Annotated in this window: 7 protein-coding genes; 2 read left to right on the top strand and 5 right to left on the bottom strand. The window is 71.3% G+C overall.

What is annotated here, in order from left to right:
- Positions 1–929: redox-regulated ATPase YchF (gene ychF / locus AOK09_RS32025; RefSeq protein WP_055590729.1), on the top strand; the 929-nt coding region annotated here is incomplete at its 5' end.
- A gap of 169 nt (positions 930–1,098) precedes the next feature.
- Here the strand turns inward: ychF and AOK09_RS32020 are convergent.
- Complete coding sequence (locus tag AOK09_RS32020; RefSeq protein WP_055590728.1) at positions 1,099–2,067, bottom strand: helix-turn-helix domain-containing protein; 969 nt, start codon at positions 2,065–2,067, stop codon at positions 1,099–1,101.
- 737 nt (positions 2,068–2,804) lie between these two features.
- Here AOK09_RS32020 and AOK09_RS32015 point away from each other — a divergent pair.
- On the top strand, positions 2,805–6,533 hold the full coding sequence (locus AOK09_RS32015) for a S8 family peptidase (RefSeq protein ID WP_055590727.1): 3,729 nt from the start codon (positions 2,805–2,807) through the stop codon (positions 6,531–6,533).
- Between the two features lie 150 nt (positions 6,534–6,683).
- Here AOK09_RS32015 and AOK09_RS32010 read toward each other — a convergent pair whose 3' ends face one another.
- The 4 genes from AOK09_RS32010 to AOK09_RS31995 all read right to left on the bottom strand — a co-directional run.
- Positions 6,684–7,451, bottom strand: coding sequence for a carbonic anhydrase (locus tag AOK09_RS32010; RefSeq protein ID WP_175609374.1), 768 nt, complete (start codon positions 7,449–7,451; stop codon positions 6,684–6,686).
- Between the two features lie 174 nt (positions 7,452–7,625).
- Entirely contained in the window at positions 7,626–8,618 is a 993-nt protein-coding gene (locus AOK09_RS32005; RefSeq protein WP_055590726.1) for a hypothetical protein, read from the bottom strand.
- Between the two features lie 233 nt (positions 8,619–8,851).
- Complete coding sequence (locus AOK09_RS32000) at positions 8,852–11,245, bottom strand: protease pro-enzyme activation domain-containing protein (protein WP_055590725.1); 2,394 nt, start codon at positions 11,243–11,245, stop codon at positions 8,852–8,854.
- Positions 11,246–11,503: 258 nt separating this feature from the next.
- Positions 11,504–12,548, bottom strand: a 1,045-nt coding sequence (locus tag AOK09_RS31995; RefSeq protein ID WP_055590724.1) for a glycoside hydrolase family 5 protein, incomplete at its 5' end; no start/stop codon positions are given.

Genomic DNA, 12,548 nt, shown 5'->3' with positions numbered 1-12,548 from the left:
CCCGGCTGGACAAGCTCGCCGAGGTCTTCGGCTCGCAGCGCAAGCTCCCCGCCACCGTGGACTTCGTAGACATCGCCGGAATCGTGCGGGGCGCCTCCGAGGGGCAGGGCCTGGGCAACAAGTTCCTGGCGAACATCCGTGAGTCGGACGCCATCTGCCAGGTCATCCGGGCCTTCAACGACCCGGACGTGGTGCATGTGGACGGCAAGGTCTCGCCCAAGGACGACATCGAGACCATCCACACCGAGCTGATCCTCGCCGACCTCCAGACCATCGAGAAGGCGCTGCCCCGGCTGCAGAAGGAGGCCCGGCTCAAGAAGGAGACCGCCGCCACCGTCGCCGCCGTCGAGCAGGCGCAGAAGGTGCTGGAGGCCGGCGACACCGTCTTCCACGCCGGCCTGGACCGCGAGCCGCTGCGGGAGCTGCACCTGCTCACCGCCAAGCCGTTCCTCTATGTCTTCAACGTCGACGAGGACGAGCTGGTCGACGAGGAGTTCAAGGACGGCCTGCGCGCCCTGGTCGCACCGGCCGAGGCGATCTTCCTCAACGCCAAGATCGAGTCCGAGCTGATCGAGCTGGACGACGCCGAGGCACTGGAACTGCTGCAGTCCATGGGCCAGGAGGAGCCCGGCCTGGCGACGCTCGCCCACGTCGGCTTCCGCACCCTGGGCCTGCAGACCTACCTCACCGCCGGGCCCAAGGAGGCCCGCGCCTGGACGATCAGGAAGGGCGCCACCGCCCCCGAGGCGGCCGGTGTCATCCACACCGACTTCCAGAAGGGCTTCATCAAGGCTGAGATCGTCTCCTACGACGACCTGGTCGAGTGCGGCTCCATCCCCGAGGCCCGCGCCAAGGGCAAGGCCCGCATGGAGGGCAAGGACTATGTGATGCAGGACGGCGACGTGGTGGAGTTCCGCTTCAACGTCTGAGCGCGTCCGGCGAAGGGCCGTCCGACCTGCCGCGGGGCGGGTCGGGCGGCCTTGCTGTCCGCAGGGAGTCCGCAGGCCTGCCCACCGGGGCCCGCGCGACCGCGTCGCCGGGCCGGCGTACCTCGCCGTACGGATCACCGGCTCCGTGCCGTCGAGCCCTGCGGCCCTCTCAGAGCCAGCCCCGCTTGACGACCTCGGCGCCCATCTGGAAGCGGGTGTCCAGCCCGAGCTGGGACGCGATCGCCGCGATCCGGCGGGTCACGGTGCGTGCGCTCGTCCCGAGTTGCCGGGCGATCGCCTGGTCCTTGTAGCCCGCCTGGAGCATCTTCAGCAGCAGCAGGTCCTCCTCGCTCGGCCGGTCGGGGGCGGGGGGAACCGTCGAGGCGATGGGTTGCGCGCGCTGCCAGTAGGTGTCGAACAGTTCGAGGATGGCGTCGAGCAGGCCCGACCGGTGGACGACGACGATCCTGTCGTACCGCCCTCCGATCAGCGCGACCAGTGCGACACGACGGTCCATGATCCGCAGCCTGAACGGCAGGGCCGGGAGCAGCCGCGCCTGCTCGCCGAGCTTGGACAGACGGGTGATCAGCTCGAATCGGCCGGGCGGCTCCAGGGCCTCGGGGGTGTAGACGGACCGTATGTCGACGCCGCGGCCCAGCAGGTCCATGGTGAGGGCCTCCTCCGCGTCGTTGCTGTACGGGCCGAGGTAGGGAGGCCGGTCGAGCACCCAGAAGTGGGTGCGGACGGACTGGACCAGCTCGGCCACCCTCCGGGTGACCGACTCCTCGTCCGTGATCACCTCCACCAGCTCGGTCGGGTCCCCCTGCAGCCGGTTGGCGCGGTACTCACTCGCCAGGTCGTCGACAGCGTCCCCGACCGCGGCGAACGCGGCCTCGGTTTCGGCCCGGCGCCTGGCGACCAGTGCGCTGAACGCGGTCCGCGGGCTGACCGGCCGGTACTGGCCGTGTCGTTCCTCCCGGAGCAGGCCCAGTTCCGCCAGCCGGTCCACCGCGCTCTGGATCTGGCCGGGTGCGGTGCCCAGCTGTGCGGCGATCTCCCACTGCGTGCGGTCAGGCCTGGCCAGATACGCGCGGTAGATGCGCTCGTCGAACTCGCTGATTCCGAGGGGGCCGAGCACCGGGCGTCCTCCTGGTGGTCTCCGCCCGGCGGGCGGTCGGGCCGGTGATGGCGTGATTCGCCAGCTGGCGATATCGGACACGATTGTGATCTGTACATCCTCCGGCCACAAGATTTAACTGTGGACGTCCGCATCCGTCCTGCTGCGCGATCCCGGAACTTCACGATCGGTTCACGGTGTCAGTCGCCCGTTCCTCCGTCCGATCCTCCGTCCGGCCGACGGTGTCCGCCGCGACGGTGTCCGCCGTGAAGACGGCGTCGTCCTGCCCACAGAGAAGTTGAACGCACCTCACCTCAAGGAAGGCGGTCCCTGCTGCTGGTGGTCGCGTCTGCCGTGACCGGCGACCGGTTCCCGAGCGGAGCCACGCGGGTCAGGCCGGCTGCAGCGACCTCCGGGATGCGCTCCGCCCAGGGCGAGGGCGGCATCCCCCGTCCCGGCCGTACGTCGAGCGGCCGGACAGCTACGGCGTTCCGCACCACGGGAGCGCCTTCGAGTCGGTGACTCTCCTCGCGGGTCGCCAGGCGTCGTTCAGCCCGGTTGCACCACGACGGGTACCGCCGGGAGCGGTGGCCCCGACTGCGGGCACGGTGGGTCACCAGGGCAGTCGAGCGGACAGCCGCGACCGCAGCCCATGACGGCACTCCCCGGCCTGACTTCTGACGCCCTGTCGGCGTTCAGCCTCCCCTTCACAACCGGAGTTCTCTTTGTCAACCCCATACCCTCGCAGAGCGAGGCTGATGGCTCTCGGGTCTGCCCTGGCGATACTGGCGGTCGTCCCGCCGTCGTTCGCCACCGCGTCGGCCACCACGCCCGGGGCGGCGAACGCGCCGGGCACCGGCAGCGTCCGCCCCGGTGCTCTGCGCACCGTCACCCTGATCACCGGGGACACGGTCACGGCCACCCCTGACGGCACCGCGATCAGGAAGGTCGAGGGACCGCACGGGGAGGCCGTCGACTTCGAGGTCAACAGGGCCGGGAAGGACACCTATGTCTACCCCGGGTCCGCGCTGCCGTTCCTCTCCGCCGGGCTTCTCGACAAGGGTCTGTTCGATGTCACGCAGCTCCTCGCCGACGGCTACGACAACGCGCACACCGACCGGCTCCCCCTGATCGTCAACTACAGCGACGCCGCCGCTCGCGAGCGCACCCAGGCGGTGCCCGCCGGGGCGTCCAGGGTCCGGACCTTCGACAGCATCCAGGGCGCCGCACTGACCGAGGATCGCGCTCGCTCGGCGGACTTCTGGTCCGCGCTCACCGCCGCCGGTGGCGCCGGTGCCCGCGTCGCCGGTGGGAAGCCCGCCCTGGCCGGCGGGATCGCCAAGGTGTGGCTGGACGGCAAGGTCAAGGCGGACCTGGCGGACACCACCGCGCAGATCGGCGCCCCGGACGTCTGGGCGGGAGGCGACACCGGCCAGGGCGTGGACGTCGCCGTGCTGGACACCGGCGTGGACGGCAGCCACCCGGACCTGACGGACCGCATCGCCGGCTCGGCCAGCTTCGTGCCCGACGAGAACGTCTTCGAGGACCCCGTCGGCCACGGTACGCACGTCGCCTCCACCATCGCCGGCACCGGCGCCGCCTCCGGTGGCAAGGAGAAGGGGGTCGCCCCCGATGCCCGGCTGCACATCGGCAAGGTCCTCGGCACGGTGTGCGACATCGGAGGATGCGGCGGCAGCGGCCAGATCTCGTGGATCCTGGCGGGCATGGAGTGGGCCGCCCGCGACCAGCACGCCAAGATCATCAACATGAGTCTCGGCGGTACCCCGTCCGACGGCAGCGACCCGTTGAGCCAGGCCGTCGACGAGCTCAGCGCCGAGACCGGCGCGCTCTTCGTCGTCGCGGCGGGCAACAGCGGGGCACCGGACACCGTCGCCGCACCGGGCGCCGCGGACGCCGCGCTCACGGTCGGTGCCGTGGACGGCGCCGACCAGCTCGCCGGCTTCTCCAGCCAGGGTCCGCGGGTGGGCGACTTCGGGCTCAAGCCCGAGCTCACCGCACCGGGCGTCGACGTCCTCGCGGCACGTTCCCAGCTGTCCGAGGGCGACGGCTACTACCGGACGATGAGCGGCACGTCGATGGCCACCCCGCATGTTGCGGGCGCCGCCGCGCTGCTGGCCGCCGCGCACCCGGACTGGACCGGACGGCAACTCAAGGACGCCCTGATCAGCTCCACCAAGGCGACGCCGCAGTACACCCCCTACGAGGCCGGCGCCGGACGCCTGGACGTCGCGGCAGCGGTACGGGACACCGTCTTCGCGACCGGCAGCGCCTACGCCGGATTCCACGAGTGGCCCCACCAGCCCGGTGAGAAGGCGGAGAAGGAGGTGACCTACACCAACACCGCCGACGCCCCGGTCACCCTCGACCTGGCCCTCGACGCCGCGGACGCGCCCGCGGGACTGTTCACCCTGTCCGCCCCGCGGGTCACCGTGCCCGCGCACGGCACGAGCACGGTCACCTACTCGGCCGACCTGGACAAGGCACCCCTGGACAGCCACTTCAGCGGCATGATCAACGCCTCCGACGCCACGGGCAGGATCCTCGCCCACACCCTCATCGGAACGGGCAAGGAGGCGGAGCGCTACAGCCTCTCCATCACCGCGAAGGATCGCAGCGGCGAACCGCTGGGCGGCGAGCTGACCCTGACGGGGAAGGGCGTCTACGCCGTCTTCGAACTCGACGCGTCGGGCACGGCCACCCTGCGGATGCCGCCCGGCACGTACGCGGTGTGGCTCAAGGCGGACGTGCAGGGCGCACACGGCCCGCACTCGCTGGGCAAGGCCCTGCTGAGCGCTCCTGAGATCACCCTGGACCGGAACCGCGCGGTCATGCTGGACGCCCGGGCGGCCCGGCAGGTCAGCGCCGTCGTACCCAGGACGACCACCGACTCCGAGGTCCACATGGACCTCGAGCGCGTCTTCGACACCGACGACTACTCGATGAGCACCCTGGACCTCTCCGCGCGCGAGTACGACAGCATGTGGGCGCTGCCGACCGGCAGAAAGGTCACCGAGGGCCGGTTCTCCTTCAGCACCCGCTGGCGCAAGGAGGAGCCCGCACTGACCGTTGCCTCCGGCACGCAGGACTACGACGACCTGGAGGTGCAGCGGGGCTCGGTGCAGCTTCCCGACGGCCGGACCACCCTCGACGCCGTCTTCGCCGGGCAGGGCGCCGCGTCCGACTACACGGGCCTGCGGGCCCGGGGCAAGGTCGCCGTGGTGCGCCGCAGCGACACGGTCCCCCCGGAGGAGCAGGCGGCCGCGGCCGTACAGGCGGGCGCCCGGGTGCTGCTGGTCGTCAACGACGGGGTCGGCCGGTTGCGTCCGTGGCCGCAGGGCTTCATGTCCTTCGGTTCCGTTCCGCCTCTCACGGTGGCCACCCTCACCCTGGACGAGGGTGAGGAGCTGATCGGCAGGATCCAGCACGGCAGGACCCCGCTGACCCTCGTCTCCAGCCGTGTCACGGACTACCTCTACGACCTCGTCCGCACCTACGACGGCGCGGTGCCCGCCGACCCGACCTACCGGCCGGGCGAGGACGACCTGGCCCGCGTCGACGTCTCCTTCCGCAACTACCAGCAGGACCGGACGGCCGAATACCGCTCGGACGTCAGCTTCCAGGGAATCGAGCTGGGCTACTCCTACCTCCACGAGACCCCGGCCCAGGGGGAGCGCACGGACTGGGTCTCCGCCGGGAAGGACATCCAGTGGATCGAACGCAACCAGATCCCCGGTGAGATCCAGGAGTCGGGGCCGGCCGTCAGCTACCAGGCCGGTACCACCAGCCGGGTGGACTGGTTCGGCCCGATCGAGCGTCCGCGCCTCAACAACCAGAGGGGGGCGCAGTGGAGGATCGACAACGAGTTCAACATCGAGGTCCCGGGCTGGGGTGACTCCGGCGGCGACCACGTGGGCGGCACCATCGACAACCCGCTGGTGCGCAACACGCTGTCCTTCTACCAGGGAGAGACGCTCCTGGCCAAGAACTACGACGACTTCGTCGACGTCCAGGTGGCCGACCCCGAGCGCCTTCCCTACCGGCTCGTCTCGGAGAACTCCCGCGGCGACTGGGCCAACCCGTACTCCACCAGCACACGGACCGAGTGGAACTTCACCTCGGCGGCCGGTGAACCGGGCGTGGCCACCGTCCTGCCCCTGATCCAGCTGGACTACCAGGTCGACACCGACACCGCGGGCAAGGCGCACCGGAACGCCGAACTCGTGGTCACGCCCTCCCACATCCCCGGCGGCCCCAGCTCCCGGGCGATCAGGACCGTCACCCTCGACGTCTCCTACGACGACGGCAAGACCTGGCAGAAGGCAGCGCTCACCCACCGTGATGACGGCTGGGCGGCCGTGCTCCACGCCCCCGCCCATGCCGCGTACGCCACTCTGCGGACCTCCGCGCACGACGACCTGGGCAACAGCGTGACCCAGAGCATCACTCGCGCCTTCGGCCTGAAGTAAGCCTTCTCGACCCGCCCCCGGAGGGAGCCGCTCACCGCGGTCCCTCCGGGGGCGGGTCCGTTTCCGTGCGGCCGCCTGGACGGGCCGCCTTCCGGGGCCCGTCGGGGTGATCGGCCCTTCGCGGTGCCGGGCGGCGCGGGCACACCGAAGTCAGGACGGGGCGCCCGACAGGACCTCCACCCGGCCGGTGTCCAGTGAGTAGTAGGCGCCCACGACGCCGAGGACGCCCCTGCGCACCAGCGGGGCCAGGTCCTGGTTGCCCCGCAGCCCGGCCGCGGTCAGCTCGATCTGGGCGCGGGTCATGGTCTCGACCGGATCGTCGCCGCCCTCCCTGAGCGCCTGCTCGTACGCGGGCCGGAGCGCCTGGGCGATCGCCTCCAGGTTGCCGGGCAGCGGCCTCCCGTCGCGCAGCGACGCGTACGAGGCCTTGACGGCGCCGCAGCGCTGATGCCCGAGGACCACGACGAGCGGGGTGCCGCCGGTCATGGGTCCGTACTCCACCGAGCCGGTGACCACCGGGCCCACCGCCTGCCCGCCGGTGCGCATCACATAGAGGTCGCCCAGCCCGGTGTCGAAGAGCAGCTCGGGCGGCACCCGGGAGTCGATGCACGAGAGCACCGCACTGAACGGCTCCTGTGCCTGGGCCACGAACCGGCGCCGGTCCGGGTCGCGGTCGGGGTGCCGCAGGTCGCCGCTCACCCACCGCCGGTTGCCGTCCATCAGCCGTGCCAGAGCCGCGGCAGGCGTGGCCGGCCGGGCCTGGGGGGAGGCGGAGACGGCCGGGGAGCCCGGAGCCGCCGGGGAGCCGGCCGCGGCCGGGGCGACGCTGTCCGAGGAGCACCCCGTGAGCGCCAGTGCGGTGACGGCCAGTCCGCCGGAGAGCAGGGTTCTGCGGTCGGGATGTGCTGCGCTGTCCATCGGTGGTCCTCCCTGGTCCTCCGGGACATGTCGACCACGTCCCGGCCAGGGCGATTGTTCAGCGGACCGGAGGAGTTCCGGCGGCAGGCGCAAGCGGGCGCGGGCCGATGTGCCACGGACGGCCCAGAGCGGCGGGTGCGTCCTGTTCCACCGCACCCGCCGACGGGCGGCCGGTCAGCTCCACTCCCAGCGGATCCCGATCAGGCCGGGCTGCTGGTCGAGGGAGACCAGATGGGCGCTGCGGGAGGGTCCGAGCCACAGCTGGCGGCGGTCGCTGTCGGTGTCGGCACCCGGGTCGCGCTCATAGCGGTAGCAGTGGGCGGGCGGGGCCTCATAGGGGTCGAACTGCACCTGGAGCACGTACTGCCGCACCGGGACCGCGAAGCGGCGCCCGTACTGGGTGGCGGGAGTGCGGGAGCGCAGGCGCACCTCGTACTCGAAGACGGCGGTGTCGCCGATGGCCAGCGGTGCGTCCAGCATGACCTCGGCCGCGACGATCCCGGCCTCCGGACGGTGCCGGACCCGGCCCAGGCGGGCGTGGCGGACGGGGCCGATCCGGGGCAGGTCGTCGGTGTCCTCGTCGGCGCTGTGCACCACCAGGCAGCGGGAGACGCCGTTGGCGGTGGCCCGGACGACCTGGTTCATCCGCAGCACGCACTCGCTGCGGACGGCGTCCACCCGGAAGGTGTCATGGATGGCGAGCCGTTCCAGGTCGTCGCCCGGGGTGGCGCCCAGTTCCTCGAAGACGTCCGCGAGCCAGCGTTCGCCGGGCCACAGGGCGGCCACCCCCAGGCCCTCGGCGTGCTGCGGGGCCGGCTGGCTGGCCGCGGCCCAGCGGCCGCGGGGGCGGGGCGGCCCGAGCAGTGAGGTGAGGGTGCCGTCCGGCAGGTCCAGGATGTCCTCCAGCAGCCGTACGGCGTGCATGGAGGAGGCCCGTTCGGGCTGGCTGCGCCCGCGCCGCCAGTAGCTGAGGGTGGTCACGCTGACCCTGGCGCCGCGGGCCGCCAGGGTGTGCCGGATGCGGTCCAGGCTGAGGCCGCTGGCCTCGACGGCGGAGTGCAGCGTCTCGGCGAAGGTGCCGACGGCGTGCGTGGGGACGGGCCGCAGTTGGGCCCGGTCCTCGACCAGGCGCAGTGGCGGCCCGGCCGGTAGTTGTTGAGGGACCATCCGGACTCCTCCCCCGACGCGCTCGACGGACGGACAGTACGCAAGATGGCCCCGCCGCGTCACCCCGTCAAGGGTATGAAAATGCTCACGACAAGGAGAGGTCTGGCGGCGGCTCAGTGGGGAAGGCGGCGCGCGGCACCCGGCGGATGCGAACGCGGTCCCGGACGTGGAACCGCCGGAGCAGGCCCGTGAAGTCAGGAGCCTGCCCCGGCGGGGCTGGTGCGGAGGGGGTGTCAGGAGACGTTCAGCGCCACGTCGTCGAGGACGAAGCTGGTCTGCAGCGAGGAGTCCTCGGCGCCGGTGAACTTCAGGGTCACCGTCTGCCCGGCGAAGGACGACAGGTCGTAGGTCTTCTGCGCGTAGCCGGTGTTCTTGTTGAGGTTGGAGAAGCTGGCCAGGGTGGTGGATCCGGCCTGGACGGTGAGCTTGTCGTAGGCCGAGCTGGTGGTGGTCTCGCTGGTGTCGATGTGCAACCAGAAGGTCAGGGTCGCCTTGCAGCCCGCGGGGACGGTCACCGTCTGGGAGACGGTGTCGGTGTGGGTGGTTCCGTAGCCGTCCATCCAGGCCTTCCAGGAGCCGGAGTGGGCGGCCTCACCGGTGCTGTTGTCGACCACGCCGCTGCTGGCCGTCCACGGCGAGGCGGAGCCGGTCTCGAAGCCGCCGTTGCCGATCAGCTGGGCCGCGGTGCAGCCGGTGCCGCCGCCGCTGCCGACGGTCCAGGTGAAGGTGGCGGTGCCGAGGGCGCCGGTGCCGTCCTTGACGGTGACGGTGACGGTGGAGGTGCCGGCCGTCGACGGGGTGCCGGAGATCAGACCGGTCGAGGAGTTGATCGACAGGCCGGCGGGCAGGCCGCTGGCGCTGTAGGTGAGGGTCTGGCCGGAGGCCGAGTCGGACGCCTTGATCTGCAGGCTGGCGGCGGTGCCCACCGCGGTGGACTGGTTGCCCGGGTTGGTGACGGTCACGGTGTTGCCGCCGCTGGTGCCGCCGAGCAGGGCGGTGGCGAGGCCGTCGCCGATGGGGGAGCCCCAGCCGGTCACCTGGTCGTAGCCGGTGGTGGTGGAGTAGTCCTGGTTGGAGCCGCTGGTGACGTCGTGGAAGGCGGCGGAGTAGCCGGAGCCCGTGGCGACCTGGTACAGCGCCGGGTTGGCCTGGCCCAGGCGGGACTTGCCGGCCGCGGTGGCCTTCTGGTTGTACAGCGCGGTGTAGCCGGACCAGAGCGGCGCCGCCGCGCTGGTGCCGCCGTACTGGTACCAGCCGCCCGCGGTGTAGATCGCGAAGCCGGTGTTGGGGTCGGCGTCGGAGGCCACGTCCGGCACCGTGCGCTTGGTGGCGGAGCCGGTCTGCCAGGAGGGCTTGGCGAACTGCGTGGAGACACCGCCGCCGCTGGTGCTCCAGGCCTTCTCGGAGCCGTAGGCGCCGCCGCTGAGCGACAGGTTGGTGCCGCCGACGCCGGTGTTGTACGGGCTGGACGCGGGGAAGTCCACGGCCTTGACGCCGGAGCCGCTGGTGGAGCGGGTGCAGTCGCGGGACCCGTCGTCGCCGGAGGCGCTGAAGATCGAGATGCCCTGGGCGGCGGCCTGGATGAAGGAGTTGTTGACCGCGGTCATGGAGGACGGGGTGGTGTCGGGCTCGCAGGAGCCCCAGGAGATGGAGACCACCTGCGCCCGGTTGTCCGACACGATCTTGGCGGCCATGTCGATCTCGCCCTGGTCGCTGTTGGGCGCCTCGTACACCAGCTGGGTGGCCTTGGGGGCGACACCGCGCACGATCTCGCTGTCCAGCTCCACCTCGCCCTGGCCGTCGCCGGGGCTGGAGTCGTAGTTGGCGCCGTCCACCGAGACGGTGGTGGCGGCCGGGCCGGAGAGGCCGTACTGGGTGTTGTAGGCGGTGAGGTTGCTGGACTTGTAGCCGTCGAACTCCCAGAGCGCCACGGTCTGGCCGGTGCCGTCCGTGCCGAGCTGGTTGAAGCGGTATGCCGCGTCGTACTGGGAGGGGCCGTAGCCGCTGGGGGTGGCGTGCGGGGCGGCGGTGGCATGGCGGACCGTGTGGTCGTCCAGGCCGGAGACGCCCTGGACGACCTGGGCGAGGTCGCTGGGCAGGGTGGCCGGCCGGTCGTTGGCGAAGAAGCGCCGGTTGCCGGCGGCGGGGTCCACATAGGTGCGCTCACGGGTGCCGAAGGCGGCCTCCACCTTGGTGGCGGGCCCGGAGGCGTCCACGACCTGGCGGTTGGCGCTGACCCCGGTGACGGTCAGGCCCTGGCTGCGCAGATAGCTGCGGACCTGGTCCACGTCGGAGGCGGTGGGCGCGAAGCGGGCGGCGAACTGGGCGGGCGTCAGATAGTGCCCGTACTCCGCCGAGCCGGGGGTGCTGACAGCGGTGACGAACCTGTCGAGTTCCGCGGTGTTGCGCAGTTTCAGGCTGACTGCGACGGATATGCGCTGGGTGTCGGCGACCTCCCCCTGGGCGTGGGAGCGGGCCACGGCGGGGGAGAGGGTCTGCGGCAGGGAGAAGCGGGACGCGGACGCGGAGGGTGAGGCCGACGCGTACGCGGGGGTCGTGCCCAGTGCCGCGATGCTGAGGGGCAGCAGCGCGGCCGCCGCGGCAGCGGCGAGGTGGCGGGACTTCACGAGGGTTCCTCCTGATGCCGGCGCGCGGTGCCGGCCAAGGGTTCTGCGCTTCGGGACGGAAACGCAGTGCTGAACCTCGCAGAAATTCACAGTCTTGCGGCTAATGCCGCAGCAATTTGTTGTCAAAGAACAGTCAAGTCTTCATTTTCAATTTATGAACTGAATGTCCGCCCGATATACAGTGAATGGATTTCCGGCACGGGTGGACGGGGTGCGGCCGCCGGGCCGGGTGCGGCGTCCCGGCCCGGCGGCCGGCGGTCACTGCAGGGTGGCGAGGTGGTTCTTCAGGCCCTGGCCGTAGGCGGTCGGCGTGCCGTCGTAACCGGCGATCAGGGACGGGCCGGAGGAGCAGTCCCAGGTGTTCCAGGTCCAGCCGAGGTAGGACACCTTGTGCTGGTCGAGCCAGTTCATCAGGGTGTCGACATAGCCGTGGGCGCAGTCGTTCTCGCCGATCTCACCCGCGACGACCGGCACCTTGGCGGCCACCGGGGCGATCTGGCTGTCCCAGCAGGAACTGCTGCTGCAGGTGTTGAAGTTGTACGAGTGCCAGGAGGCGGCGAGGTTGTTCAGCGGGTCGGTGGGCTTGTAGGTCAGCCAGGAGGTGAGGTCGTTGGAGTACGCCAGCCCGCCCAGCATGATCACGTTGTCCGCGCCGGTGCCGCGCACCGCGTTCACCATGGACTGCATACCGGCCACCGGGTAGCCGAGGCCGGGGCAGGCGCTGCCGCCGTCCCGCCAGCAGGCCCATGCCTGGGTGGACCCGGAGACCGCCCGGTCCACATAGGGCTCGTTGAAGAGGTCGAAGACGGTGGAGCGGTCGCCCTTGAAGGTCTGCGCCACGGACGTCCAGAAGCTGATGGCGTTGTCGGCGTCCGGCATCGGCTTCTGGCAGGTGGCGTTGACGTCGGTGCAGGCGGAGGAGTTGCCCGAGTAGACGCCGTGCGACCAGTGCATCTCCACGATGGCGGCGATGCCGTTCTGGTGCAGCAGATTGACGTAGTCCTTCACCGCGGTGCGGTAGGTGGTCCCGCTGTAGGCGGCGTCCACGTCGGACAGGGCGTTCCAGCAGTCCTCGTTGAGCGGCACACGCACCACGTTGACGTGCCAGCTCCTGATGGCCGCGACCGAGGCGGCGTCGTTGGGCCCGTCGAAGAGCCCGCGGCCCTGGACGCACATGAACTCGGTGCCGGAGCGGTTGACGCCGTGCAGGGTGACCGCCTTCCCGGAGGCGTCCACCAGGGTGTTGCCGGAGACCTGCACCTGCGGGACGCCGGTGGCCGGCGGGGTCGTGGGGGGTGTGGTC

This window comes from Peterkaempfera griseoplana (assembly GCF_001418575.1).
GTDB classification, from domain to species: Bacteria; Actinomycetota; Actinomycetes; order Streptomycetales; family Streptomycetaceae; genus Peterkaempfera; species Peterkaempfera griseoplana.
This window is presented reverse-complemented; position numbering and strand designations above follow the sequence as displayed.

Coding starts and splice junctions, on each gene's coding strand:
- AOK09_RS32015 (WP_055590727.1), top strand. CDS start 2,805: ATGGCTCTCGGGTCTGCCCTGGCGATACTGGCGGTCGTCCCGCCGTCG.
- AOK09_RS32010 (WP_175609374.1), bottom strand. CDS start 7,451: ATGGACAGCGCAGCACATCCCGACCGCAGAACCCTGCTCTCCGGCGGA.
- AOK09_RS32005 (WP_055590726.1), bottom strand. CDS start 8,618: ATGGTCCCTCAACAACTACCGGCCGGGCCGCCACTGCGCCTGGTCGAG.